The organism is Carboxydothermus pertinax (genome assembly GCF_001950255.1).
GTDB classification, from domain to species: Bacteria; Bacillota; Z-2901; order Carboxydothermales; family Carboxydothermaceae; genus Carboxydothermus; species Carboxydothermus pertinax.
The window spans coordinates 1-24,717 of the sequence record NZ_BDJK01000001.1 but is presented as its reverse complement, the minus strand read 5'-3'; the positions used below and the strand labels follow the sequence as shown (position 1 = coordinate 24,717).

The following is a 24,717-nucleotide window of genomic DNA, read 5'->3' as shown; positions in this document are numbered from 1 at the left end:
TACATAAATTATATCATAAATTTAGGGGCTATTGTTATTTTATTCTACATTTTCTATTTTTTATAATACTTTTTTCAGGGGTCTCGAACCGTTCCTAGCGGCACTATTCTAAACGTTTCTTAAAGCGAAGGGCAGCAATAACCACCAAAAAAAGTCCAAATACCGATAAAGCTATTGCCTGATTTTGTAGCTCCATAAGGCCTGCTCCCCGGATAATAATACCCCGCAGGATTTCCAGGAAATAGGTAAGGGGGATGGCATAGCCGAGATACTGGATAATTTTCGGCATAGCTTCCCGGGGAAACATAAAGCCGGAAAGCAAGATGCTAGGCAGAAGAAAAACTATGGTCATCTGCATGGCGTGCAGCTGGGTCCTGGCTACTGTCGAGATTAAAATGCCGATAGCCAGTGCTACAGCTACAAAGCAGAGGGCTAAGGCAAAAAGGGTTAAGGTATCACCCTGCATAGGGACGGAAAACCAGTTGATTCCGAAATAGAAGGCTATCGTAAATGACAAAAAACCAATTAATACATAAGGAACAAGCTTTCCTAAAATTAACTCAAAGGAAGTAACCGGAGTTACAATAAGCTGCTCGATAGTTCCCCGCTCTTTTTCCCGTACTAAAGCAAAAGCAGTTAAAAGGACCGTAAGGTTTTGCATGACAAGACCAATTAAACCAGGTATAGTGAAAATCTGACTTCTCATCTTTGGGTTGAAGCGGACCTCTGAGCGGATAATCGACGCTGAAGTCTTGGCGAAAAGGGGATTCTTTTTGGCTATAAGTTCTTTGGTATAATTTTGTCCAACCAGTATTCCGGACGACAGGGCCGGCCGGGCAATAGACGGGTCGGAACCGTCTACAATATACTTTACTTCTGGAAGGTTTCCTGCGGCCAGCTTTATTGCATAATCAGGCGGGATGATAATCCCTGCCTTAATCTTTCCCTGGGAAAAAAGCGTGTTAAGCTCGGAAACGTTGTTTACCGGATAATTTAAATCAAAATAGTTGGATGCTTGAAATTTTAATAAAAGCTCTCGGCTTTCCGGGGTATGGGAAAGATCTAGATAGGCGGTAGAAATATGTTCAACATCGGTGGTAACTGCATAACCAAACAGCAAAAGCATCATGACCGGCATAACAAGGGCGATGGCTATACTGGGTTTATCTCTTTTTAACTGGAGAAACTCTTTTTTCACAATAGCCCAAAACCGTTTGGGATTCATGCCGTCTCCCCTCCAATAAACTTTTCTAAGTCTTTAAAATCATAAACTTTTTTCCCGGTAGTTCGTTCTACATAGGCAATAAACACATCTTCTAAGGTTTCCTTTCCTTCCTTAGCCATTAATTCCGCCGGAGTGCCAAAAGATACCAGTTTTCCGTTAAAAATAAAGCCTACGATGTCGCAAATCTCTGCCTCATCCATATAGTGGGTGGTTACTAACACCGTAATGCCGGCGGCACATAATTTTTTAATGATTTCCCAGAAAATCCTTCGGGATACCGGGTCAACCCCTGCCGTGGGTTCATCTAAGATTAAAAGTTTCGGCCGGTGAATCATGGCAGCTCCTAAAGCTAACCGTTGCTTCCAGCCACCCGAAAGATGAGCGGTCAGGGTTTTCCGGTTGTCGGTTAAGCCCGCCATAATTAGGATTTCTTCTTTCCGGGTTTTTAAAAGTTTTGCCGGGAGATTATAGATATTACCGAAAAAATCGAGATTTTCTTCTACCGTTAAATCTTCATATAAGGAAAAACGCTGGGACATGTAACCGATAAGCTTTCGCACTTCTTGGGTTTTTTTCACCACATCCAATCCAAACACTTCAGCTCGACCGGATGAAGGCAGTAATGTTCCGCACAGCATCCGAATAGTGGTAGATTTTCCGGAGCCGTTGGGTCCTAAAAGCCCAAAGATTTTCCCCGACGGCACCAAAAAGGAAACTTTGTCTACTGCTACTTTCGGACCAAAGGTTTTGGTCAGGTTTTCGGTTATAATTGCTGCCGTCAAACTTCTTCCCCCCTTACGGCAAAGTCAGGGTTAAAAGCATTCCCGGCCGTACATCCTGAAAATCTTTGGTTAATTCAACTTTTACAAGATAGGAAATTTCACTTTGGGCTTCCCGGGTTTCTGCCGGTTTAGGGGTAAATTCTCCTTTGGGGGAAATATATACTACTTTACCGGTCGGCGCCATTTTTAAATTTTCATTTTTTACGCAAACCGTATCCCCAAGCTTAATCCTATTTAAATACTTTTCGGGAATGTAATACTTTACATAAATCTTATTTAAATCTACAATGGCTGCTACCGTGGAGCCAGGATTTACATAATCGCCGGGTTTAACTGACGGGTATAAAACAACGCCGCTTACTGGCGCTTGGATTTTTGTTTTGACAAGTTGCAGTTTTGCTAAATCCACCTGGGTTTGGGCAAGCTTAATTCCGGTCTTCGCCTGCTTCTCAAGATTCTGGTCTTTGCCTGCCACTTGTTCGTATTTTAACCGGGCTAATTCCAAATTAGCCCTGGCAGCTTCTAACTGGTTTTTTAGTAAGGAATCATCAAGGGTAGCTAATGTCTGTCCCTTTTTTACTTCATCCCCTTCTTTAACATAAACATCATTAACTTTTCCGGGTATTTCTGCTTTAACTTCATACTGGTCGGCTTCGGCGATGCCGTCAAAGGAAGGAGGAGTGTTTTTGCTGCTGGAAAAGGCGCAGCCTCCTAAAACTATACTCATGAGGAATAGCAGAAGTAATAAATGCTTTTTGGCCATGCTTTACCTCCTTTTTCTTTTTAATAAATGTAGTATTAAACAAAAGCGGTTAAAAATCCTTTTTCAAATTAAAATTGTGGTAAAATATTTTAAGATTTGAAAAGAGGAGATGGGTAAAATGAAGACCGGATGTCGCTATTGTAAAACTACGGCTAATTTTAAGGGAAATTTTAACGCCATGCCCCCAAACTGTCCTACTAAAATTTACAGTGAAATAACCAAAAATAAACAACCTTATCTTGAGGATGAAATTACTGCTAAAATTATGCAGGTAGCGGACCAAACCCCTTTTGATGAAAAGGGAAAACTTAGAAGCCGTGTCGAAGAACTTGTCTTTTTTGCCAAAGAAATGGGGTATAAAAAAATTGGCATTGCCTTTTGTGTAACCTTAATCAATGAAGCCCAGAAGCTTGCTGCAATTTTAGAAAAAGAAGGGCTTACTCCCATCCTTGCCTGCTGCCGCCTTGGAGCAATTGACTACTCTGAAATTCGCCTTCCCAAGAAAAATCCTGAAAAATTTGTCTCCATCTGTAATCCTATTGCCCAGGCCCGCCTGTTTAATGAAGTAAAGACCGATTTAAATGTGATTTTAGGCTTATGCCTCGGTCATGATATCCTTTTTACCCGGGAAAGCCAGGCCCCAACCACTACTTTAATTGTGAAAGACCGGGTTTATGGGCATAATCCAATAAAAACTCTGGCAAAAATAATAGAAGGATAATTATTTTGGGAAAATCGTTCCTGTAGCCAGTAAAAGGGATTGATTTAAAGAGAAAGGCTGTTTTTAAGAAAAAAGCAAAGTGTTATAATTAACATATGTTCAAAACTACCAGGAAAAGAGGGGGAACATGGGCGAAGATTTAGCTTCTATTAAACCTAAAATACCAAAAGGAGAAAACAAAGTAAAAAACGTTTTAGCCATTATGAGTGGTAAGGGAGGGGTTGGCAAATCCTCGGTTACCTCCCTGCTGGCGGTGGCTTTTGCCCGAAAAGGCTTTAAGGTGGGAATTTTAGATGGCGATATTACGGGACCAAGCATTCCTAAAATGTTCGGCCTAAAGCCGGGTCAATTTGGTTCTGATGGTGAAAAGATTATTCCGCCAGAAACCGGGCTAGGAATTAAAATCATGTCGATCAACTTACTTTTAAAATCCGAAGAGGAAGCGGTAATCTGGAGAGGACCGTTACTTTCCGGGGCAATTAAACAATTCTGGGAAGACGTTTTATGGGGTGAACTGGATTACCTTTTGGTGGATTTGCCTCCGGGTACAGGCGATGTTCCCTTAACGGTACTGCAAACTTTACCTTTAAAAGGGGTTGTTATTGTCTCATCGCCTCAGGATTTAGCAGTGATGGTGGTTAAAAAGGCCATGAAACTCGCCAAAAATCTTGACGTGCCAATTCTTGGTCTCATTGAGAATATGGCCTATTTAAAATGCCCCCATTGCGGTGAACTCCTTTATCCCTTTAAAAAGCCTCAGGGAGAGGAAATATGCCGCGAAACCGGAATAAGGTTACTTGGTACTTTGCCGATTGTTCCCGAATATGCGGAATATGCTGACCGGGGTTTAATTGAAAAGCTCGAATCCCCTGAATTTTTAGAAATAGTAAATAAGCTCTAAAATTTTTCTTGTCGACTACCTCCCGGCTTTGCTATAATCAAAAAAAGTGCCGGGGGTGCAAATGGTGATTTACCCCGCTCCAATTTATCTTTACTGCAAATTTTTGCCAAAAGAAACTGCCATGGCTGGTAAAAATACTGGTCTGGCAGTTTCTGTGTTTTTCCGGGAAAAGCAATTTAGCCAAAATCCTTTGGAGAGTTTATTAGCATTACATCAAAAAGGGCTTCTCTTTAAAGCACTACCGGAGTTATCTCACCTGGTAGGCTTACCCCAGAATCCCGAACGCCATCGCCTTTGTGCTTGGGGGCATACTTTAAGGGTTTTGGAGGAGCTTCCCGAGAAGGATTTAGAATTAATCATGGCCGCTCTTTTGCACGATGTGGGGAAGGGTCTACCGGGGGTGCGAACGTACAAAAACGGCTATCCCAACGATTTTGGCCATGCCGAGCGGGGAGCTCTAATGGCCCGGGGTATTTTAAAACGCTTCAATTTTCCCCGGCAAACTATTGACCGAACCGCCTGGCTTATTTATTACCACATGTCCGTACCCTATGAAGTAGAAAAAGTAGAATTTTGGCTTAAGCAGCTTGGGAAAACATTACCCCCGGGTGAACTTTACCGGCGGGTACGAAAGTTAATTACTTTAAAAGAAGCGGATAAACGCTCGGATAACATCGGTGCCGAAGGTAAAATCCAGGCATTGAAAAAGGTAAGGGAGGAAGTAGAGAAATTTTACCTTAAAAGTAAATAAAGATTTTGCTACAAGCGGTAAAAAGGGTGGTATAATGAAGTTAGAAACTTTAAGTCGGGTGAGAAGAGCGATGAACCGGGTTTATGAAATAATTACCGATACTTCTTTGGATTACAAAGATAAGCGGCACTTACTGGCGGCGGAAGCGGAAAACTTCCTTCCTTACGTAAAGATTAGTGAAAAAGCTCAGAACTATTTTGCCGAAGGAATTCTATGTGACCTGTTTGAAGGTCATGCACCTTATCGGCCGCGTTATATTCTGCCGGATTACCAAAAATTTATGGAAAAGGGAAGCGAGTACTTAAATTTAAAACCCCCGCAGGATTTATTTGAAGCGGTTAATGCCCTTTTAATTATCTATCGCTACGTACCCTCCATAACGAGCTATCCCGTATATCTGGGACAGGTAGATGAACTGTTAGAACCGTTTGTTTTGGCTGCTGGTGAGGAACTTTCCGAGAAACTCTTAAAAATGTTTTTGGTGCAAATAGACCGGGTGTTACCCGATGGTTTTGTCCACATGAACATTGGGCCCAAAGATACCCGTACTGGACGGTTACTTTTAAAGCTTGAGCGGGAGCTAAAACAGGCGGTACCCAACATTTCCCTAAAATATAATGAAGAAACTCCCGATAGTTTTGCCGTAGAGGCGGTTAAAACAGCCTTGGAAATTGGAAAACCGTATTTTGTCAATGACCGGGAATTAAAAGAAGACCTTGACCCTGCTTACGGAGTTGCTAGCTGCTATAATACTTTATTAATTGGTGGAGGCAGCTTTACTTTAGTTCGGTTAAATTTAAAAGAAGCTGCCAAAAAAGCGAGAGATTTTCAAGACTTTATCCAGAATGTTTTACCTGATGCAGTGTTGGCGCAGGCCGAGGTTATCAATGCCCGGGCTAAATTTATCGTAGAAGAGGCGAAGTTTTTTGAAACTTCCTTTTTAGCTAAAGAAGGTTTAATTTCCCTTGACCGCTTTACCTCCATGGCCGGATATTTTGGACTTTACGAATGTCTTGAACACTTAACGGGACTAAAACTTGGTCAGGATAAAGAAGCCCTTTACTATGCCGAACAAGTGTTAAAAACCGCCAAAGATACTTTAAAAAGGGTCCCGGGAGCTTACTGCAACGGTACCGGCGGCAGGATAGGATTTCATGCCCAGTCGGGAATTGACAGCGACATCGATGTGACGCCCGGGGTGCGGATAAAATACGGCGAGGAGCCGGACATCTTTACCCAGATTAAAACCGAGGGAAGGCTCCATAAATACTTTGATACAGGCATTAGTGATATTTACATCTTTGACCGGACCGCCCGGGAAAATCCGGAAGGGGTTTTAAAAATAATCAAGGGGGCTTTAGAAGAAGGAATCAGGGTATTTTCCTTCAACACTTCCGATTCGGAATTTATCCGGATTACCGGTTACCTTGTAAAAAGAACCGATGTTTTAAAATACGAAAAAGGCGAGGTTTTACGGGAAGATACGGTAAAGCTTGGAGCAGCAAGCATTAAAAACAACAATACCGAAGCCAGAAAGGTAAGGATAATCGGTGAGAGGAATAGTCAATAAAATTATTGAGGTAAGCTTTATCGACGGTCCCGGAAGCCGGATGGCAATCTTTCTGCAGGGTTGTAATCTTGACTGCCTGTACTGTCACAACCCGGAAACCAAAAAATACTGCCAGAATTGTGGTAGATGTGTTGAACAGTGCCCGGCCGGAGCCTTAACAAACCTTGACGGCAGGGTAACCTGGGATAAGGCGATTTGCCATGGGTGTGACCGTTGCCTTGAGGTGTGTCCCCATTCGTCCTCTCCAAAAACTACCCTCTGGGAGGTGGAGGATTTAGTAGCTTATATTTTGGAAAATGAAGTTTTTTTAGATGGGGTAACCTTTTCCGGCGGGGAATGCACCCTGCAGGCGGATTTTATCCTGGAAGTTAGCCATAAACTTAAAGAAAAAAGTAATCTAACGGTTTTTGTCGATACTAATTGCTTTTTGGAGGAAGAGAAATTTCTAACCTTATGTCAAAATATCGATGGAATTATGGCCGATTTAAAAGCTTTTGATCCGGTTTTGCACCGTAAGCTGACCGGTGTAGCCAACGAATTAATTTTTCAAAATTTAAATACGGCGTCGCAGCTTGGAGTACTGTATGAGGTTCGAACGGTATTGGTGCCCGGTTTAAACGACCATCCGCAGGAAGTGAAAAACATTGCCCGGTTTATTCGTGAACTCAATTCGTATACATTGTTAAAACTGATACCTTTCCGTAACTATGGTGTAAAATCTTATTTAAAAGAGGCACCGAACTTGCCTGAAGAAAAATTTTTTGAGCTATTTGAGGTTGCAACGGAAATTCTTGGTTCCCGGGTTTACGGGAAGTATAGTATTTAAAGTTTGTATTTAAATTCTTTTGCCAAAAGTATTGTAATTTTAACTTTATGTTTTATAATAGAGTAAAAAAGATAAGATTTTACCGATAAAGGCAAACCCGGCGAAAGCCGGCGACGCAAAGCTACAGGGGCTAAGGCCGTAAGGCTATGCCAGCCAGCTGCCGAAGGTGTTAAGGGGATTATTAACCCTCCGCCTTCTGGCAGGAGGGTTTAAAATTTTAAAGGAGGCATTTTAATGAAGAAAAATACAATTTTGGTTCTAACAGCATTATTACTGAGTTTTGCTTTTCCTGCTTTTGCGCAAAGATTGGTTTTGCCTGTTAATACTGAAAAAACTGTAAGTGGTAGTTCATATCAAGAATTGGTAAAAACCATAAAAGAAACAAATAGCCCAAAGAGAGAAAATATAGATAAAAGTTTGAGGACGACGAATGAAGATAACAACCAAAGTCTGGCAAAGGAAAATAACGATAAGAATATAATAACTGAAAACAAAGGACAAAACTCAGCAAATGAAGAAAGCAATGTAAATAAATTGGATGAAACTAATTATCAAAGTGAAGTAAACGATAATGAAAATCAGGAGGTGGTCAATGAAGAGGACGACCAGAGTGTAATAGATAGTAATCAAAATCAAATAAAAGAAAATGAACAACAGGAAGGAATAGATGAAGATAATTATCAAAACATGGTTAATAGCACTGAAAATCAAAATGAAGAAGATTAAAAATGTTTTTAAAATTTTAAAGGAGGTATTTTAATGAAGAAGATAGCGGTTTTAGTTTTAACGGTATTTTTACTTGGGATTACTTTACCTGCGTTGGCCGATACTGCTACCACCGTGCCAGCTAATACCACTCCGGGGGTAAGTGATACTGTTTATGCCAACCAAACTCCAACTGTAAGTGGCACGACCTATACCACCCCATCGGTAACCGATCAAACTTATCAACCTGTACCGGCTCCAGCAGACAACCAGTTGCCTTTTGATTTAAACCTTTTAAACAGCCTGTCTTATAATCAGCTAAAACAGTTAAAGGAAGAAATTGAAAATCTTTTGGAGCAAAAAGAGGAAGAACTTCAGGAATTTAAAGGGATTGTAACTTCGTTTGACGGACAAACTCTTGCCGTTAAGGGAGAAAACGAGGAAAAAACTTTTGTAATTACTTCGGATACGGACATGGAAGTAAAAGGAGAGTTGGGTGCTGGTTATAAAGCAGAAGTAAAATACGATCCGGCAAACAACGAAGCTGTAAAAGTTGAAGCAAAACCTGTAATACTGGAATATACCGGTACGGTAATTTCTTTTGATGGTAACAATCTCACCGTTGCTCGTGGGAATGGTGAACAAAAAACCTTTAGTATTACGGAAAACACTAAAATTGAAGGATTAGGCAAGCTTGAAGGAGAAAAAACAATCAAACCGGGTTATAAAGTAGGTGTTAAATACACCTTAGCGGGAAATGCCGTCGAAGTTAAAGTAATACCGGCAAAAGTTGAAAAGGAAAAGGAAAAAGAAAAGGAAAGAAAAAGAGAAACTAAAAAAGAAAAAGAACAAAAAGCAAAGAAAGAAGTAAAGACAAAATTTTCTAAAAATAAAACAAAAGGTAAAAAATAATACCTGTTTAAGTTAAATAATAGATTTGAATGTAGGGCTGGCTTTTGCCAGCCTTTAAATGTTTTAAACATATTTTTAGGTAATAGCAACTTGAGAAAAGCTTTCCGCATCTTCTGCTTAAGGTGTAACAAAAACAAAAGAGCAGTAACCAGTAAAAAGCTGGTTACTGCTTTTTCATATACAAAGGCTTAAGTACAACTTATTGCGAAGATTGCATGTTTCGAAAAAACCTCATCAATAGCTAAAATATACAAAAGAAAAATATTATGCTATAATTTTAAAAAATCTAATTATAGCTTGAGAAAAAGCTGTGTCTGTTTTTTAAAAGAACTACGGTTAATCTGAAAAGGGGAGGTGAGTGAGACTGAAAGAGAAAAAAAGGATTTTAATTGTTGAGGATAGCAAATTTCAAGCAAAAACTACCGCTAATATTCTCGAAAAATACGGGTACCTTACGGATATTGCTCTTTCCGGTAAAGAGGCTTTAGAGAAGGTTTGTAGCAAGCAAATACCGGATCTTATTTTAATGGATATTGAGCTGGGAGAAGAAATGGATGGGGTTCAAACTGCTAAAAAAATTCAGCAAATTAGAGATATACCCATTATCTTTCTTTCCGCTCATAGCGAAAGTGCAGTAGTTGAAAAAATTCGCTTTATTACCGCCTACGGTTATGTGTTAAAAAATGCTGGAGAACATATATTGGTAAAGAGTATTGAAATGGCTTTAGAACTTCATGATGCAAATACTAATGCCAGACTTTATTTAGAAATTATCGAAAATTCGCTAAATGAAGTTTATATATTTGATCCTCATACCTTTAAATTTATTTTAGTAAATCGTGGGGCCAGGGAAAACCTGGGTTATACTGCTGAAGAATTAAAAAACATGACACCTCTTGACCTCAAGCCAGAATTTGATTTGCAAAGTTTCAGGGCTTTGCTTGAACCCTTGCTTAGTGGGAAGCAGGAACAAATTGTTTTTTATACTGTACACCGGCGGAAGGACAGTTCGTTGTATCCCGTAGAAGTTTACCTGCAGCTTTTTGACTACAGGGTAAAAAAATTGTGCCTGGCGCTAATTATTGATTTGACCGAAAGGAATGAGCTGGAAGAAGAAAACCGGCGAAAAGACCAAAAGTTACGGTTGATGTTAGAGGCCTTGCCCAATCCTACGTACCTTATTAACCGGGAAAGACGGATTCTGGCCCTCAACCAGGCGGCAAAAGCACTGGGAGCAGTAGTTGGCGATTATTGCTGGCGCAGTATTCACCACTTAAAAATGATATCTCCTGTCGCCCGGGAGGTCTTTGAAACCACCGGGAAGCCGTTACCAGATACCAAGTGTTATTTTTGCCGGGCGGATGAGGCCTTGAACCAAAGGCAAAAAGAAAACTGCGAAGTTAAGGTAGAAAATAGTGTTTGGGATACCTGGTGGGTACCGGTAGACGAAAATACTTACATCCACTATGTGATTGATGTAACAAAATACAAAAAATGGAAGAAGAAATAAGAGAGCAAAAGGAATTTTTAGGGCTTATTCTTGACAGTATGCCGGCTGGAGTTATGGTCATTGATGCTAAAACTCATCGGATTGAAAACGTAAACCTAGAAGCTGTTGCGATGATTGGAGAGTCTCCGGATGAGGTTATTGGCAAAAGTTGTTTTGAGATATTTCCCGAAATTAAGGGATTGTGTCCGGTTACAGCGGTAGGTCAAGAAGTGGATTGTGCGGAGCGGATTTTACATAGAGTGGATGGCTCTCGGTTACCAGTACTTAAAATCGTTAAACGACTAAAAACTAAAAGCGGCGAAAAGTTGATTGAGACTTTTATCGACCTTACAGAGCGTAAAAAACTGGAAGAACAGCTTTACCGTTTATCCGTTACCGATTATCTAACCCAAGCATATAACCGCCGGTATTTTACCGAAGTGTTAGAAAGGGAAATAGAGCGGACCAAAAGGACCAATAGGCCCTTTTCGTTAATTATGTTAGATATCGACCATTTTAAGAATGTAAATGACCGTTTTGGCCATGCGGCAGGCGATTTGGTTTTAAAAAGCCTGGTAAATTTAATAAAAAACAGGATTCGGCAAACCGACTGCTTAGCCCGCTGGGGCGGTGAAGAGTTTGTGATTCTCCTACCGGATACTCACGTGCAAGAGGCCGCCGGCTTAGCGGAAGAGTTGCGGGAGCAGCTAAGTTTAATGGAGATTCCGGTGGTAAGCCGGGTGACTGCCAGTTTTGGGGTAACCGGTTATTGCTCCGGGGATACGCTTGATACATTATTAATGCGCGCTGACCAAATGCTTTATGCAGCCAAAGCTTCAGGGCGAAATTGTGTTCGTTTTTCCGAGAAATGTCCGGAAAATTAAACTTTGCTAGCTGGTGCATAACTTTTGTTTAAAAAATTTTCCTGTTATCATTAATAATGATAGCAGGAATTATTATTGTTTTGCCGAATAATTCAAAATATCAATAAATTATCAGGGGTGACACGCGATGATATGGAAAGAATCTTACCGAATTGGGGTCGAAAAAGTTGATGCTCAGCATCAAGAACTTTTTCACCGGGTAGATGAATTTTTACGGGCAATAAAAGGACCAGGGGACTGGGAAGATAAAGTAGAGCAAGTTAAAAAAACCTTAAAGTTTATGCAAGGGTATGTAGTTGAGCATTTTGCGGATGAAGAAGCGTATCAGCAGGAGATTAATTATCCGGATTTTGCGAAACATTATTTAATCCATGAAGAATTTAAAGCGGAAGTAGCTAAATATGCGGAAAAATTTGCAGCCAGTGGCTTTAATGAAGAGATAGTCCAGGAGTTTGGCGGAAAATTAATGGCCTGGCTTATTTATCATGTGGTCATGGAAGACCAGAAAATTGGTGCATATGTACGCAGTCAAGGAGGGGGCAATTAATGAAAGCAGAATTTGTTAATCCCTTTTTAATGGCAACTCAAGATGTTTTTGACCGCATGTTAGGATTAAGAATTGAAAAGGGGAAAATAGAATTAAAAGAAGATCTAATTGCAGGAAAAGATGCAAATGTGTTAATCAGTATTGTTGGATCACTTTTGGGGGCGGTTGTTTACAGTTTCCCCAAAACAACGGCTTTAGAAATAGTGAGAATAATGTCGGGGATGGAAATTGATGCCCTTGATATTTTTGTAACTTCCGCTTTGGGTGAAGTGGGTAATATAATTAGCGGTAATGCGGTTAGTTATTTGGAAAAAGCTGATTATTGGTGCAATATTGCGCCTCCCCAGATAATCTTAGGGGAAAATAAATCGGTTTCGGTTGCCGCTCCTAAATCTTTATTGGTACCAATTAAGACAAAAGCAGGAGATTTTGAAATTAGCATTGCTTTAAAAGAAAATCCCAATGCTTAAAGGTAGTTTTGGGCTATTAACTGCTTTATCGAAGTTAATACTGCAGTTCAGGGTATAGCTGCCCCGGCTGAAGAACAAAGTACTATCAATGAAGAAATAGCGGCTTCAGCCGGAGGGGGCCGGCGGTGGCTGAAGGTTTGAAAAATATTGCTTTTAAGTTAAAATAAAATTACGAAGGGTTTATTAAAAGTGGAAAGGAGGGAAAAAATGCCGGTAATCCAAATTGATGCAGGGCCTATGTCCAAAGAAAAAAAGGCAGAGCTCATCAAAAATCTTACTGATGCGGCAAGTTCTACTCTTAATATTCCAGCTCAAGCTTTTATTGTAATAATTCGGGAAAATTCCTTAGATAATGTAGGAAGCGGGGGCAAACCTCTTTCGGAAACAATAAATAAGTAAAGAAATATTTAAATATTTAAAAGAAGCATTAGATGAAAGGCTAAAAGGCCTTTTTTATGGTGGAAGCGACTGGGATGAAACCGAAGTTAAAAAAGGAGCCAGTGTGGTGGCTCCTTTTTTTGGTGCGCCCGGCAAGCGATTTTTTCAAAATCTAACGCAAAATATTTTTCAAAAAACAGGAAAATGTAAAATAATGTTGAATGTTTTAATAAAAGAATAATAATAATTCTTTTTTAAACATAAAAAATAAAAAAGTAGATTTTATTTTAACTCCGCCAATCCCGAAAAACTTCAAAATAAAGCCCGGGTATAAACTTCATTTGGCGGTGAAGTTCAGCGGCGAATTATAATGATAGCGGTTTGGGAGGAGATAGAATGGGTTTTACCAACTTTATCTTTAAAGCCAGTGATGGCCAGAAGATATACTGCTATCGCTGGTCTCCCTTGGAAGAAGTAAAACCACGGGCGGTTATTTACATTGCCCATGGTATGGCCGAAACGGCTGTCCGGTATGAGCGGTTTGCTTCTGTTTTAATAAAAAAGGGTTATCTTGTTTATGCCCACGACCACCGAGGACACGGTAAAACTGCCAAAAGCCTTCTTGAAATAGGTTATTTAGGTCCCGATGGATTTAATCGTATGGTGCAGGATATAAAGGAAATTATTGATTTTGTAAAAGGAGAAAATTCGGGGGTTCCAATTATCCTGTTTGGCCACAGCATGGGTTCTTTCCTGACCCAGCGCTATATTTCCCTTTACGGGGAAAGCATAAATGGAGTGATTTTATCCGGGACTTCCGGGGCTCCCGGTCCAATTGTAAACTTGGGGATTTGGCAGGCCAAAAAAGAAGTAGAACGGTTTGGGCCGCGACATCGCAGTACCCGCTTAACCCAACTTACTTTTGGCAGCTACAACAAAAAGTTTAAGCCAAACCGCACTGAGTTTGACTGGTTATCCCGGGATCATGAGGAAGTTTTAAAATACATTAATGACCCCTACTGTGGGGGAGTCTTTACCGCAAGTTTCTACTATGATTTTCTGCGGGGGTTAAAAGAAACTTTTAGACCGGAAAACCTTAGAAAAATACCCAAGGAATTACCTATTTTTATCATAAGCGGGGATCACGACCCGGTAGGAAGCATGGGCAAAGGAGTACTAAAACTTATCAAAACCTATGAGAAACTGGGGCTTACCAGAGTAACCTACAAGCTCTACCCTGGCGGTCGGCACGAAATGTTAAATGAAACTAACCGGGAGGAAGTGGTGAAAGATATTTTAAGCTGGTTAAGTAAGGTTGTATAAGTTTATATAGGAAGCGACGACTATAGAGGAACTGATAATTTTAAGGAAATATCTTTAAGTAAACATCAAGTCCGGAAATAATTTAGGTGGGAAATTTGGCGCTCTTGCCTTGGGGGCTTTAAGTTATGCTTCAGCTTTTCTAATCTTTGGGCCTCTTGTAATTAAAACTTTAATAACCCTTGAATGGCAATCATGCGCTTGGGCGAGAAAACAAAAATGGACGTGGAAGTAATCCCCACCGGCATACTTTCTCTGGTCTCGCCACCGGGGTAAGCGGGCTGCCCGGGGGAAACTACTCCCATCACCTCTTAATCCTCCCGTATCACAGATTTAAGCAATTCTGATACATGGTTTTATGTTTTATGGCTCACTTTCATTATTCTCAAGACGTAATAACTTCCAAAGTAAATAGGAACAGCCCCAGGTAAAGACAAACAGGCCTACTAAAAGATAACCGATCCCGCCAAAGTCGAGGTTCTGAATCCAGCCCCATATTCCACCGCTGAGTCCAAGCTTCGGGATAATTATTTGGGCTAACTCAATCAAGCCGATTAGTAACGCTGCAACCACTGAGAGGCCGGTGACGGTCAAATTGTAATAAATTTTCCGCAGAGGGGTAGAGAAGGCCCAATTGTATGCAATAGTCATAAAAATACCGTCAGCGGTATCCATCAAGCTCATGCCGGCTGCAAAAAGAATCGGTAGGGATAGAATTGCCACGAATGGTATAGCCTGGGCAGCAGCATTTGCGGAAACCGCCAAAAGGGCTACTTCAGTGGCGGTGTCGAAACCTAAACCAAATAGAAAGCCAAGCGGATAAACGTGCCAACTCTTGCTAATAAATTTAAAGAGCGGGTTGAAGAAGCGAGCTAAAAAGCCCCTGGATAAAAGGAGATATTCCAGGTTATCTTTGTCATACTCCCCGTTTCGCATTTTCGTAAAAATGCGGTAGATGTCAATCCAGATGTATAGATTAAACACCCCGATAAGGAGCAGGAAACTGCCAGATACAGTAGTGCCAATCAGCCCTCCGATGGCTTTAAGCTGTGGAATGTTTTGTTGCGCCCATTTCATCGAAACCGCGGTTACCATTGCCATCAAAAACACTACTGACGAATGACCGAGAGAGAAGAAAAATCCGACTCCTGTTGGTTGCCCCCTATCCTGAATTATCTTGCGAACCGTGTTATCAATTGCGGCGATATGGTCGGCATCAAAAGCGTGCCTCAGACCGAGCGTATAAGCGAGGAAACCAAGCCCAAGAAATTGGGGATACTGCCTAGCCTTTAAAAATAGGAGAGTTAGTCCGATAAGATGTATTACAGCGACTAACATACCGTAGTGGAACCATTTGGGCCGACCGTTATCAGTAGCTGTCTTTACGATTTTACTGCGCATAGTTTTACCTCCATCCTTCATTTAATTATCCCCGAAGTTTAGCATTTTTCCTATAATTTTTCTAAAATATCCAGTGGCTAAGTAGGTTCATATTTCTAACCTTTGCCTTTACCGACTTCTGTTTACTAAATATATCGACCAAATGCATTCCGTCCTTGAATGGTTCTATAATCACCTCCTGTTAACGACAAAAGGCCACAAAGAATCGTTTCAGGCTTCTGCCCAGTAATCGACCTTCGTGGCCTAATTTCCTACATTTGTTTTAATATTGTAGTCTTTTGTTTTTTGTTATTTGTTTAATGAAATCCTTCAGGATTTCGGCTGCATTAAAACTTATTCGCCATTAATTCGAATTTCCCTTCTGTTCCAATACGATTTTTAGCTTAATTTTTGCTTAATTTGAATTAACGCTCTACCAATGGTGGCCTGGCTGACGAGAATGAAGATTTTAGTACAAAATGCCGGGAGTTGCACAAAAAAGGGTTTGCGGCGAAAAAGCCAGTAAACCCGTAATTTAGCTGAAATAATATTAAAAATTATAAACGGAATATACTTCCTCATTGTGCCAGGTACATATTTCTTTAGCCTACTCTTCGATAAAATTTCTAAAGTAAATTCTTCCATAAGAGAAGAAATTTATGATTTTTTGCAGATTTAAAAGGGTAATACTTTGCTGTTTAAAAAATTGAGTTGCTATGGTTGCCAGGCCGTATAAGTTCCTACTAAATATTCACACAAACTAACGAAAAAATGTTCTTTTCAACAAAAGTCGAATATAATAAAATAAAATATGGTAATGTTGGAAGTTTCCAAAAAAAAAAAAAAAAAAACATTTATGTAAAAAAATGTAAATAATCCCCTCTGTCAAGGGCAAACCCGTCGAAAGACGGGGGCGCAAAGCCGCGGGCCTAAAGCCAGTGGAAGGCTATGGCAGCCGGGCTGCCGGTGGGGTGCTAAAATATACCACAGTAAGTTAACCCCACAAGGCTGGATCTGTGTCTGCCGCCTTGTGGTTTTTTTTAGCATTTAAAGACAGGTCCAGAGAAAAGGTGGCATCATGGTTCACTTTCCGGGCTACCAGCAAAAGAAAATATTTTAGTATAACAACGCATGATGTAGTCCAGGGAGTTCCTATACAAGTAACTGTGTATTCTGCGCAGGCAAACTTCTTCCAGCCACTACCAGAAGAGCTGGTTGAACTCCTCCAGGGGCTTTTAAAATCGGTGGATTCATAGGTCACGTTGTCTCATTCGTTGATATACACCCAGAGCAAATGGCTAAACCCTTTGTTGTAATATTGTGATAATTGGAAAGGGTATATAGCCGGGAGGGGCTAACAGGCAGAAGGGAGGTGAAAAAATGCAACGGTGTCTTGAATGCGCGAAGAAAGAACCAAACCGTCATTGTGTGGAATGCAATTACTTTATTCTGCCGGGTCCCCTTCGCCGGGTGCCTTCGCCACCTGTCCGGATATTACTGGAAGATAAACATGGTAAGCAGTATCCGGCCCAACTTCTGGTGTTAAATACCACTGAATTTGGGCTGGAAACGGAAGCTCCAGTTCCAGGCCGGTATGTAATCAGGCTGCAGGAAAGCTTGTGGGTCGAGGTAGCCGGAGTACCGTTCAAAGGGAAAAATAATGTCCATGTTTTTGAGATACTATGTGTCCATCGTAAGCAAGGGACTGCCCTCCGTCTAAGCAACGAGGAATACCAGTTGCTGTCGAGAAGCGCCGGCGAATTAGTACGGGAGATTTCCCGGCACTTGCCGGAGCACCTTCAGGACCTGGTCAGGGAGAAGCTGCTTGCTGAAGTGGAGAAATCCGAACTAATTAATGCTCTCAAGGTGGGGAAGGTGATGAAATATGAAGGGGGGCGCTTCCGCTACCTTTCGGGCCAGGCCGACCTGGATTTGCCCATGGAAGAAGCGGAAAAATTGATGCGCCAGGCTATTCGCCAGGCCGAACATCGGCGCGAGGTGATCATTAGCGCTGACGGACAAAAGGTGTTTGACCTTCACGGGGTGCCGTTTGACCACAGGAGCGGTGGACTGCTGGCCTTTGACATCACCGAGGTGATTGAAAAGGAGCGAAGGATGCACCAGCAGGAGATGCAGGCTTACCGGGAGGCCATAGCGGCAGTAACGGGAGGCCGGTTATACCTGATGAATGGTGAAGAGATGGAGAAAGTGGTCTCAGAAGGAATAGAACTGGCCAGGGGTGAGGTCTGGCAGCCCCATGACATTCCGGAAGCCCGCCGGGCAATTCGGGAAGCTTTGCCTGTTCTCGACAGCCGTAGGCGACACGCGATAACCTTGTGCTTGACAGAGGCGCTCACCAACGCTCTTAAACATGCGGGGGGCGGTTGCTGGCAAGCCAGACAGTCAGGGGATACCGTCAGGATTATTGTGCAGGACCTGGGGCCGGGAATCAAAACCAGCGAATTGGCCCGGGCAACGCTGATGCAACATTATTCAACCAAGAATTCCTTGGGGTGTGGATTTACCCTGATGCTCTACTATGCAGACTACCTCTACCTTAATACAGGACCGTCAGGAACCAACTTGGGCCTGGACTTTGTATCTACGGATAGGTTAAAACAAGACCAATGAAGGAAGGTGGTTTTATTGCTGAAAATAGATGTTTACGTTGACCGTGGAGTGTGCCGGGTAGTGCTGAACGGTGAATTGGACATGGAAACGGTAGCGCAACTGCAAGAGGTTGTTGGGAAAGTGGAGGAACGCACGCTGGAAGTTGACCTGTCAGGCGTTTTTTTTGTGGATTCCACCGGCTTGAAAAGTTTGCTGGACATTAGCAACGACTGGCGGCAAAAAGGAGGCAGGATGCTGATTTTGAGGCCGCAACCTGATGTAGCGGAGGTGATGCGGCTGGTAGGGCTTGACCAGCTCCTGGCGCAAAACCCCGCTCCGTGCGGAGAAGAAAGGTAGGAGCAGGATGGGAGAAGTGATTACAGGGAATGGAAAAATACTACGAGCTTACGGGTTGGAAGTTAGTGGGTGTAGCCTACCTGCCGAACAGGTCGGGGGAGATTTTTTTGAGTTTATTTCCTGCGACGAGAGAACCTTGTTTGCCGTCATTGGAGATGTAATGGGTAAAGGATTCCATGCGGCCCGGTTAATGGAAACAATCCGCCATATGCTCCGGGAGTGTATCAGGATTAATCCCCATCCTCTGGAGGTAGTGCGCCGGTTAAACAAGGTGGGAGGGGATGAACTTCGGAAATGCAGGGCTTTTGCTACCTTATGCCTGCTATGTTACGACAAGGTAACTGGACGCCTCTCCTGTGTCAATGCAGGGCATCACCCTCCCCTCCTTCTAGTTAACGGCAAGGTGAAAGTGGCCCGGTGCCGAGGAGTTGCTCTGGGTTTGTTGGAAGATTACCTTGGGTCAGGGGTGGAGGAATTTTTTCTTGCCGACGGAGATGCGGTGGTGCTGTATACCGATGGACTTGTGGAGGCCTATGGTCCGGACGAGCAAAGGTACGGGCAGGAACGATTGAAGGAGATAGTTCGCCTTCAGAATGGCGCTGATGCAGATAGGATGAGACAAAGCATTTTATCTGATCTGGAGACATTTACCCGCGGTTTTTCCCAAAAGGATGACGTGACACTGGTTGTTATGAAGGTGGCGGGAAAGGGAGGTGAAAGGGGTGGAGATTAGAGTCCGGCAAAAGAAAGGGATGGTAATCTTGGAGGTGGAGGGAGAACTGGATTTCAGCAACGTGGAGCAGTTGCAACAGGAAATTCAGCGACGGACGGAGGAAGTGGTGGAGATAGATCTGAAGGGACTTCGGTTCATAGACTCTTCCGGGGTGGGAATGCTCCTTAGTCAAGTCAGACACATGTACAAGCAGGGGCGCACCTTGAGAATTGTTCGTATCCCCGAACTTATTCGAGAAGACCTGGAAGTGATAGGATTTTTCCGAGTGCTGGAAGTCCTAGAGAATCCTAACGCTTAGCAGGAGGTGTATTCCTCAATGAAGGAGGAGATTAACCGGGTCCCCCACACGCAGACAGCAACAGCGAGTGCAGTGGACGATGCTTTTCCGGACGGGGAAGCGGTAGGTCCATATGCTTTTGTGAAACAGGGGCACCTTGTTATCCGGCACCGGCCGGAGGGACATTACCCGGTGGTGGTACCTTGCCAGGGGGTAAGACTGATTGTTAACGATCGGGAGTGCACTCAACCAACCCCCGTATCCATGAAGGATACAGTGCGGGTGGAAACGATTGAAGAGCGAAGAGAAGGGAAATGGTCTGTGTTCGTTTCTTCCGATGGTCTACAAGCGATATTGCGAATGCGTCCTACGGTAGTAGTTCACCGGGAACTGCCGGATCTCGCGCCTGCCAAGATACTACAACTGGTGGTAGTTGAGCGGGAAGAATGTCTTCCACCCCTTACATGGGACGAGCTAATGCAGGAGTTATCCCGGCTGGGGATTACCTATGGTATAGACTGGGAAGCGTGCTCTCGCGGTGTTACATCCTGCGCTGAAGAGGAGGTAGTTATCGCTCGAGGTGTTCCTGCAGAACCAGGAAAAGACGGCCGGGTAGAATTGCTTTTTCCCTCTGATTCCAAGGTGCCGGTACTGAGGGGGGAAGACGAAGCGGTAGATTTCCGGAAACGCTATGTTTTTACTTCCGTGGAGGCGGGAGAAATCCTTGCAGTCAAACACCCGCCTGAGCCGGGACGTCCTGGCACCAGCGTCAAGGGTGAGGTAATTATGCCGCCGCCGCCCCGGGACTTTATCCTTTCTGTAGGAGAAGGAGCGGTGCTTACTAGGGATGGTGAAAGGGCTGTAGCGGCCCGGGCTGGACGTCCTGTAGCCTTCCGCTGGCGTAACATGGTGAAGGTAAGTGTATTACCGGAATTGGTGCATACTGGTGATGTAGACCTTGCTTCAGGTAACATTGTCTTTAAAGGAGATATTTTAATTACCGGAAATGTGACAGAAGGGATGGCCGTAGAAGCGGACGGTAATGTTAAGGTGGGAGGGTTTGTTTCCGGCGCGAGGGTTCAAGCTACGGGATCAGTCCTGATCAAGGGGAATATCCTGTCATCGAAGGTAATCGCAGGAAGAGTTCCTGATTTTCTACAACAGATGTTGCCACAGGTTCATGCTTTGGCGGTTGGTTTGCAAGAGATGACCATGGCTATACGGCAGTTACTTGGTCACCCGGCGTTCAAGCAGGGTGATCTTAAAGGCGGTATCGGCCCTTTAGTAAAGTTGCTGTTGGAGGGAAAGTTTCGCCATCTTCCTGCTGCTGCTAGTACCTTCAAGAAGCAGGTTGAAACTATGCCCTTGGGAATGGTCGTTGAAGGGCTGGAAGAGTTTATCCGGGAAGCCGAACGGGTGCTGGTTCGTTCTCCTTTGGCGGTGCGTGACCTCCGGGAGATCGAAACATTGGCCCGGCGAGCCGAGGAATGGGAACAGGCTTTTGCGTTTTCGCCATCTGCAGAAAGCGATGTGGTGGCGTTAAGCGTCCTCAATTCTACCGTTATAGCTACCGGCGATGTTCGGGTGGTGGGGAGCGGTTGTTATTATTCCCGGATTCAGGCTGGTAAGAAAGTGAATGTATCCGGGATATTTCGCGGTGGTGAGATACAGGCTGGCGGGGATGTACATGTGGGAGAACTGGGATCCAGAGCTGGGGTTGTCACCAGGGTGGTGACTGGCCCGAAAGCCGTGGTTACCGTGGGGCATGCCTTTGAGAACGCTTCTGTAGTGGTAGGCGGTCGGGTTTATCGTTTTAATAGGGAGGAAAAAGGCATCCGTCTCTGGTTGGATGAAGAAGGGAACCTCAGGTTCAAGGGAATTCCAGCCTAGAAAATTGCCAGATCTGCCGAAAAACCGCCGCTAATCCTAACAGATTACTTTCACCGAACTTTAAAAAATGAAAATTGTCCTGGAAATTCTCCGCGAAGATAAAACTCTCGCCAACTGTCTAGCGAGTATGGGATCTCTTACGCCCTAAAGAATCCTCTCAGGCTAGAGCTATCAAAATCTTTTTAGACGAACTTATTTCCTTTTGAAGTAATTTACAAACGGTCCAGAGGTGTTCAGCGTGTTGTCTTTATCCGTTAGTTTAGAAGGTCATGCCACTGTTTTGAGGGTAGCCGGGGAACTTGACTTCTCCACAGTAACTGAATTCGAAGCTTTTTACAAAAAACATAAACCTATTAACGGGTCGGTTGTTTTCGATTTGGCTGGTTTGGAATTCGTGGATTCTACTGGTGTGGGAAGTCTCCTGGCTATCTGGAAAGAACTTAGCCAGAACCAACAGCCGTTTTCCGTCTGCAACCTTAATGAGGACGTTTATGAAATATTGGATGTGATGGGTGTACCGGCCTTCTTAGGCGAGGAACACTTTAAACGCTCACCGTTCTAGATCATCCCGGGCCGTACTGACTACTGCAATTAAGGAGAGGACCCGATGATTTACGAGTTTCTAATCCCGGTGATTATCATTGCCTTTCTTAAAAAAGGGTCACTGCGGCACCTTTCGGAAACCGAAATAAGGAAGCAGTGGGTGATTTTATCCGGGTTTTTACTGCAGTTGATTGCGATGTTTCTTTACCATCGCGTTTCGTTTATAAACCAGAGTTTTGCCTTTTGGGTAGTTGTTTCCTACTTAATGCTAATCTATGGTTGCTGGTGCAATCGCCACCTCCCGGGTATTAAACTATTTATTCTCGGTACCTTACTCAACTTTTTGGTAATAATTGCCAATGGTGGCAGGATGCCCGTATCCCTGGATGCGCTGGAATGGGCGGGTCTATCCTCGTACATACCTTTGGTAGTGGAAGGGGTTACAAAACACCAACCGCTGACGGAATCTACCCTTCTACCGTATTTAGCTGATGTCATTCCCTTGCGTCCTCCTTTTGTTTTCAGCAGCATGGTAGTAAGCCCCGGCGACATTGCGGTGACGCTGGGCATCTCATGGTTTATTTACAAAGGTATGGTTAAAAAAATTTAGCCATTGAGATTTAAACTTTGGGGCGTAGATCGTTAGGAAGAAGCAATTCATCCGGGGGGGAGGTGATATGATGAAGAAGGCCTTCTTCTGGCTGACCGTGGCTTCCATGGTACTGGCCGCCATTGCTAAATTTCCATGGCACTAAACGACGTTCCTGTTACATGATTGTTATTGAAAAATGATTTGTTCTACGCCCCTTTTTTCCTTAAATATACTTTTCTGAAGAAAGGAGAGAACAGCCATGCCAGGATATTTAAAAAACTTTATATACGCGGTCATAGCTACCGGTATGGCTGTTCTCTTGCTGGTGTTACCCGGCCTAAAAATAGAATTTTTGCCTTTTGTTTTGGCAATTGGCCTGATTGCTGGATTGCTGGAAAAATTTTATGTTGAATTACCAAACGGATCTATAGTTTCTGGTTCTACTACCTTCACTTTCGTTGTAATGGCAGTCTACGGCATTCCAGAAGCGGTAGTAATTGAGACGATCATTTCTTTAGTTAGTATTCCATTGGTTAAGCGCGAAACAATTAAATTTTTATTTAATACAAGCCAGTATGTGATTTGTACTGCTATAGCAGGATACGGGTACCTGTGGTTAGGGGGAATACCGGGGACTTTTACGTGGTATGATGTTCCCCGTTTACTCTTTGCTATTGCTCTCTATAATATTGTGAACATCACCTTGATATCCGTCATCATCTCTAAACTGAGTGAAAGAAAATACTTTGCCACTTGGATTGGAATGGTCCAAGACGGCGTTTTAATATATTTAGTCATTTCTCTTTTAAGCGTGCGTCTGGTTCTTTCCTATGAGCTGCATGATCAACTGCAGTTCTGGATTGAAACACTATTTGTTCTTGTAGTTTTCTTAGCCCTGCGCTATGCTTTTGCCTTATTTATCAACTTGCGGAAAACCTACTTAAGGACGATGGAATCACTCACTCAATTAACTGAAAACAAACTGTCTATCAGTGGAGGACATGCCACCAGGGTTGGCAGGATAGCCCGGAAGATTGCGGAAAAGATGAAACTACCCCAGGATGAAATTGATTCGATTCATTATGCGGCCCTTTTGCACGACTTGGGCAAGACCTACCTGGAGGAAAAAATCTTTCAAAAGCGAGGGCCGCTTACCCTCGAAGAAGAAAGGGAATATCGCAAACACGCAGAAATTGGAGCAGATATGGTAAAGGAGATTTCCGGGTTAGCCAAGGCCGCCGAGTATATTCGCTACCACCATGAATGCTGGGACGGCACAGGTTTCCCTGCTGGTATATCGGGAGAGCATATACCGCTGGGAGCTCGGATTATTGCTGCTGCTGATCAGTACGACCACATTTTTTACCAGAAGAAAACCCCAACTGATTTCGCAGCACTGGCGGGAACCAAACTGGACCCCCAGGTGGTGAAAATTGTATTAGAGATAGCTGATTTGCAGGACGAGCTCAGAGAAATGGCCATGCCGGCCACCATTGAAGAAAGATTGATCGAAAACCTCGTGATCAGCGAAGCGCGGAAAAGGGCTTACCAATCACAACTATTGGATAAATTTGGTGCATCGCTAATCGTACATTACAATAATGGTAAGTTTAGAAATGAGGCAGGAGATTCCATCGACATTCCATGCCGGGAGCAAGTAAATGCTTTAGTGGAAAAAGCACGCAGACAACAGGGCAGAGTGCGAGAAATACTCGAAGAAGCGCAATCTGGTAAGATATATGATATCTACTGTATTCCTACTGGCGATGAGGTTAGTGTTATCTTCTTTGACGTAACTGACATACTCGAATATGAGAAAAAACAAGAAGAACGAGTTCGAAACCTTTATCGTGAAGTGATCTATTCGGTAACACAGGGAAAACTCTTGCTGGTGGAACAAAAGGAAATTGAGCTGTTGAAAACAGGGGTACATATAACCAGTCACCCAATCCTTGCGAAAACGGATGTCGCCAGCTGCCGTTGGCAGGTACAGGAGGTAGAGAGGACTGAAAAAGTAACATTTTTTAGGCGCAAATTGGCTTTTTATAGCTGTAAAATCTTCCTTTAAACAAATATTTATGTAGTAACACA

At 43.1% G+C, this 24,717-nt stretch carries 28 protein-coding genes and 2 riboswitches; of the genes, 21 read left to right on the top strand and 7 right to left on the bottom strand.

The genetic code is table 11. The annotated features are described in order from the left end of the window. Positions 1 to 103: 103 nt before the first annotated feature. Genes cpu_RS00130 through cpu_RS00120 form a run of 3 tightly spaced genes read right to left on the bottom strand, consistent with a single transcriptional unit; the run spans position 104 to position 2,770 of the window. On the bottom strand, positions 104 to 1,225 hold the full coding sequence (locus cpu_RS00130; RefSeq protein WP_075857956.1) for an ABC transporter permease: 1,122 nt from the start codon (positions 1,223 to 1,225) through the stop codon (positions 104 to 106). Next, on the bottom strand, positions 1,222 to 2,007 hold the full coding sequence (locus cpu_RS00125; protein WP_075857954.1) for an ABC transporter ATP-binding protein: 786 nt from the start codon (positions 2,005 to 2,007) through the stop codon (positions 1,222 to 1,224). The genes cpu_RS00130 and cpu_RS00125 overlap by 4 nt, the downstream gene beginning before the upstream one ends. Positions 2,008 to 2,020: 13 nt before the next feature. Beyond that, a complete protein-coding gene (locus cpu_RS00120; RefSeq protein WP_075857953.1) occupies positions 2,021 to 2,770 on the bottom strand; it encodes an efflux RND transporter periplasmic adaptor subunit in 750 nt (249 codons plus the stop codon). A 118-nt stretch (positions 2,771 to 2,888) separates the two neighbouring features. Here cpu_RS00120 and cpu_RS00115 point away from each other — a divergent pair, with 118 nt between their 5' ends. From cpu_RS00115 to cpu_RS00055, 13 genes are all read left to right on the top strand, one after another. After that, positions 2,889 to 3,491 (top strand): DUF1847 domain-containing protein, encoded by a 603-nt coding sequence (locus tag cpu_RS00115; protein ID WP_075857951.1) that lies wholly within the window; start codon positions 2,889 to 2,891, stop codon positions 3,489 to 3,491. Between the two features lie 127 nt (positions 3,492 to 3,618). Further along, positions 3,619 to 4,392 carry an Mrp/NBP35 family ATP-binding protein gene (locus tag cpu_RS00110; RefSeq protein WP_075857949.1) on the top strand — a complete coding sequence of 258 codons (774 nt, stop codon included), beginning with the start codon at positions 3,619 to 3,621 and terminating at the stop codon, positions 4,390 to 4,392. A gap of 61 nt (positions 4,393 to 4,453) precedes the next feature. Further along, on the top strand, positions 4,454 to 5,143 hold the full coding sequence (locus cpu_RS00105) for an HD domain-containing protein (protein WP_075857948.1): 690 nt from the start codon (positions 4,454 to 4,456) through the stop codon (positions 5,141 to 5,143). A gap of 34 nt (positions 5,144 to 5,177) precedes the next feature. Continuing rightward, positions 5,178 to 6,713 (top strand): YjjI family glycine radical enzyme, encoded by a 1,536-nt coding sequence (locus tag cpu_RS00100; protein WP_200800611.1) that lies wholly within the window; start codon positions 5,178 to 5,180, stop codon positions 6,711 to 6,713. Further along, positions 6,694 to 7,539, top strand: a complete 846-nt coding sequence (locus tag cpu_RS00095; RefSeq protein ID WP_075857946.1) for a YjjW family glycine radical enzyme activase — start codon at positions 6,694 to 6,696, stop codon at positions 7,537 to 7,539. The genes cpu_RS00100 and cpu_RS00095 overlap by 20 nt, the downstream gene beginning before the upstream one ends. 80 nt (positions 7,540 to 7,619) lie before the next feature. After that, a riboswitch (cyclic di-GMP riboswitch) is annotated at positions 7,620 to 7,704 on the top strand. Between the two features lie 69 nt (positions 7,705 to 7,773). Then, positions 7,774 to 8,265 (top strand): hypothetical protein, encoded by a 492-nt coding sequence (locus tag cpu_RS00090; RefSeq protein WP_075857944.1) that lies wholly within the window; start codon positions 7,774 to 7,776, stop codon positions 8,263 to 8,265. A gap of 33 nt (positions 8,266 to 8,298) precedes the next feature. Next, the gene (locus tag cpu_RS00085; RefSeq protein ID WP_075857943.1) at positions 8,299 to 9,156 is read left to right on the top strand and encodes a DUF5666 domain-containing protein; all 858 of its coding nucleotides are present in this window, start codon (positions 8,299 to 8,301) and stop codon (positions 9,154 to 9,156) included. A 358-nt stretch (positions 9,157 to 9,514) separates the two neighbouring features. Next, positions 9,515 to 10,666, top strand: coding sequence for a response regulator (locus cpu_RS00080; RefSeq protein ID WP_075857941.1), 1,152 nt, complete (start codon positions 9,515 to 9,517; stop codon positions 10,664 to 10,666). Beyond that, a complete protein-coding gene (locus cpu_RS00075) occupies positions 10,651 to 11,529 on the top strand; it encodes a sensor domain-containing diguanylate cyclase (RefSeq protein WP_075857940.1) in 879 nt (292 codons plus the stop codon). The genes cpu_RS00080 and cpu_RS00075 overlap by 16 nt, the downstream gene beginning before the upstream one ends. A gap of 127 nt (positions 11,530 to 11,656) precedes the next feature. After that, positions 11,657 to 12,076 carry a bacteriohemerythrin gene (locus cpu_RS00070; RefSeq protein ID WP_075857939.1) on the top strand — a complete coding sequence of 140 codons (420 nt, stop codon included), beginning with the start codon at positions 11,657 to 11,659 and terminating at the stop codon, positions 12,074 to 12,076. Beyond that, positions 12,076 to 12,546 carry a chemotaxis protein CheX gene (locus cpu_RS00065; protein ID WP_075857937.1) on the top strand — a complete coding sequence of 157 codons (471 nt, stop codon included), beginning with the start codon at positions 12,076 to 12,078 and terminating at the stop codon, positions 12,544 to 12,546. Before cpu_RS00070 ends, cpu_RS00065 begins: the two co-directional genes overlap by 1 nt. Positions 12,547 to 12,735: 189 nt before the next feature. Then, positions 12,736 to 12,945, top strand: a complete 210-nt coding sequence (dmpI, locus tag cpu_RS00060) for a 4-oxalocrotonate tautomerase DmpI (RefSeq protein WP_268761766.1) — start codon at positions 12,736 to 12,738, stop codon at positions 12,943 to 12,945. Positions 12,946 to 13,320: 375 nt separating this feature from the next. Beyond that, on the top strand, positions 13,321 to 14,247 hold the full coding sequence (locus cpu_RS00055; protein WP_075857934.1) for an alpha/beta hydrolase: 927 nt from the start codon (positions 13,321 to 13,323) through the stop codon (positions 14,245 to 14,247). Positions 14,248 to 14,408: 161 nt separating this feature from the next. On the opposite strand, the gene cpu_RS13560 is transcribed toward cpu_RS00055, so the two are convergent. The 3 genes from cpu_RS13560 to cpu_RS14215 all read right to left on the bottom strand — a co-directional run bounded on the left by cpu_RS13560 (position 14,409) and on the right by cpu_RS14215 (position 15,820). Then, entirely contained in the window at positions 14,409 to 14,552 is a 144-nt protein-coding gene (locus cpu_RS13560; RefSeq protein ID WP_159433951.1) for a hypothetical protein, read from the bottom strand. Positions 14,553 to 14,607: 55 nt separating this feature from the next. Continuing rightward, positions 14,608 to 15,645, bottom strand: coding sequence for a HoxN/HupN/NixA family nickel/cobalt transporter (locus cpu_RS00050; RefSeq protein WP_075857957.1), 1,038 nt, complete (start codon positions 15,643 to 15,645; stop codon positions 14,608 to 14,610). A gap of 61 nt (positions 15,646 to 15,706) precedes the next feature. Further along, a complete protein-coding gene (locus cpu_RS14215; protein ID WP_143299287.1) occupies positions 15,707 to 15,820 on the bottom strand; it encodes a CooT family nickel-binding protein in 114 nt (37 codons plus the stop codon). A gap of 684 nt (positions 15,821 to 16,504) precedes the next feature. Continuing rightward, positions 16,505 to 16,592, top strand: a riboswitch (cyclic di-GMP riboswitch). Between the two features lie 502 nt (positions 16,593 to 17,094). On the opposite strand from cpu_RS14215, the gene cpu_RS00040 reads away from it, so the two are divergent. The 7 genes from cpu_RS00040 (at position 17,095) to cpu_RS00010 (ending at position 22,644) form a co-directional block, all read left to right on the top strand. After that, the gene (locus tag cpu_RS00040; protein WP_234970157.1) at positions 17,095 to 18,255 is read left to right on the top strand and encodes an ATP-binding protein; all 1,161 of its coding nucleotides are present in this window, start codon (positions 17,095 to 17,097) and stop codon (positions 18,253 to 18,255) included. 15 nt (positions 18,256 to 18,270) lie between these two features. Then, positions 18,271 to 18,591 carry an STAS domain-containing protein gene (locus tag cpu_RS00035; RefSeq protein ID WP_075857929.1) on the top strand — a complete coding sequence of 107 codons (321 nt, stop codon included), beginning with the start codon at positions 18,271 to 18,273 and terminating at the stop codon, positions 18,589 to 18,591. Between the two features lie 16 nt (positions 18,592 to 18,607). Next, positions 18,608 to 19,324: a PP2C family protein-serine/threonine phosphatase gene (locus cpu_RS00030; RefSeq protein ID WP_234970156.1), complete on the top strand. Its 717-nt coding sequence runs from the start codon at positions 18,608 to 18,610 to the stop codon at positions 19,322 to 19,324. Further along, on the top strand, positions 19,314 to 19,622 hold the full coding sequence (locus tag cpu_RS00025) for an STAS domain-containing protein (RefSeq protein ID WP_234970155.1): 309 nt from the start codon (positions 19,314 to 19,316) through the stop codon (positions 19,620 to 19,622). Before cpu_RS00030 ends, cpu_RS00025 begins: the two co-directional genes overlap by 11 nt. 18 nt (positions 19,623 to 19,640) lie before the next feature. Beyond that, a complete protein-coding gene (locus cpu_RS00020; RefSeq protein WP_075857925.1) occupies positions 19,641 to 21,491 on the top strand; it encodes a flagellar assembly protein A in 1,851 nt (616 codons plus the stop codon). A gap of 241 nt (positions 21,492 to 21,732) precedes the next feature. Further along, on the top strand, positions 21,733 to 22,053 hold the full coding sequence (locus tag cpu_RS00015; protein WP_075857924.1) for an STAS domain-containing protein: 321 nt from the start codon (positions 21,733 to 21,735) through the stop codon (positions 22,051 to 22,053). 45 nt (positions 22,054 to 22,098) lie between these two features. Then, positions 22,099 to 22,644: a DUF5317 domain-containing protein gene (locus tag cpu_RS00010; protein ID WP_075857922.1), complete on the top strand. Its 546-nt coding sequence runs from the start codon at positions 22,099 to 22,101 to the stop codon at positions 22,642 to 22,644. Between the two features lie 10 nt (positions 22,645 to 22,654). Here cpu_RS00010 and cpu_RS14090 read toward each other — a convergent pair whose 3' ends face one another. After that, the gene (locus tag cpu_RS14090; protein ID WP_268761765.1) at positions 22,655 to 22,786 is read right to left on the bottom strand and encodes a hypothetical protein; all 132 of its coding nucleotides are present in this window, start codon (positions 22,784 to 22,786) and stop codon (positions 22,655 to 22,657) included. 99 nt (positions 22,787 to 22,885) lie between these two features. Here cpu_RS14090 and cpu_RS00005 point away from each other — a divergent pair, with 99 nt between their 5' ends. Beyond that, the gene (locus cpu_RS00005) at positions 22,886 to 24,694 is read left to right on the top strand and encodes an HD-GYP domain-containing protein (RefSeq protein ID WP_075857920.1); all 1,809 of its coding nucleotides are present in this window, start codon (positions 22,886 to 22,888) and stop codon (positions 24,692 to 24,694) included. The last annotated feature ends 23 nt before the right edge of the window (positions 24,695 to 24,717 follow it).

Bases quoted from the DNA above. Each gene is read 5' to 3' on its own strand.
- cpu_RS00130 (WP_075857956.1), bottom strand. From the start codon at position 1,225: ATGAATCCCAAACGGTTTTGGGCTATTGTGAAAAAAGAGTTTCTCCAG.
- cpu_RS00120 (WP_075857953.1), bottom strand. From the start codon at position 2,770: ATGGCCAAAAAGCATTTATTACTTCTGCTATTCCTCATGAGTATAGTT.
- cpu_RS00115 (WP_075857951.1), top strand. From the start codon at position 2,889: ATGAAGACCGGATGTCGCTATTGTAAAACTACGGCTAATTTTAAGGGA.
- cpu_RS00110 (WP_075857949.1), top strand. From the start codon at position 3,619: ATGGGCGAAGATTTAGCTTCTATTAAACCTAAAATACCAAAAGGAGAA.
- cpu_RS00105 (WP_075857948.1), top strand. From the start codon at position 4,454: ATGGTGATTTACCCCGCTCCAATTTATCTTTACTGCAAATTTTTGCCA.
- cpu_RS00100 (WP_200800611.1), top strand. From the start codon at position 5,178: ATGAAGTTAGAAACTTTAAGTCGGGTGAGAAGAGCGATGAACCGGGTT.
- cpu_RS00090 (WP_075857944.1), top strand. From the start codon at position 7,774: ATGAAGAAAAATACAATTTTGGTTCTAACAGCATTATTACTGAGTTTT.
- cpu_RS00085 (WP_075857943.1), top strand. From the start codon at position 8,299: ATGAAGAAGATAGCGGTTTTAGTTTTAACGGTATTTTTACTTGGGATT.
- cpu_RS00075 (WP_075857940.1), top strand. From the start codon at position 10,651: ATGGAAGAAGAAATAAGAGAGCAAAAGGAATTTTTAGGGCTTATTCTT.
- cpu_RS00070 (WP_075857939.1), top strand. From the start codon at position 11,657: ATGATATGGAAAGAATCTTACCGAATTGGGGTCGAAAAAGTTGATGCT.
- cpu_RS00065 (WP_075857937.1), top strand. From the start codon at position 12,076: ATGAAAGCAGAATTTGTTAATCCCTTTTTAATGGCAACTCAAGATGTT.
- cpu_RS00055 (WP_075857934.1), top strand. From the start codon at position 13,321: ATGGGTTTTACCAACTTTATCTTTAAAGCCAGTGATGGCCAGAAGATA.
- cpu_RS00050 (WP_075857957.1), bottom strand. From the start codon at position 15,645: ATGCGCAGTAAAATCGTAAAGACAGCTACTGATAACGGTCGGCCCAAA.
- cpu_RS00020 (WP_075857925.1), top strand. From the start codon at position 19,641: ATGAAGGAGGAGATTAACCGGGTCCCCCACACGCAGACAGCAACAGCG.
- cpu_RS00010 (WP_075857922.1), top strand. From the start codon at position 22,099: ATGATTTACGAGTTTCTAATCCCGGTGATTATCATTGCCTTTCTTAAA.
- cpu_RS00005 (WP_075857920.1), top strand. From the start codon at position 22,886: ATGCCAGGATATTTAAAAAACTTTATATACGCGGTCATAGCTACCGGT.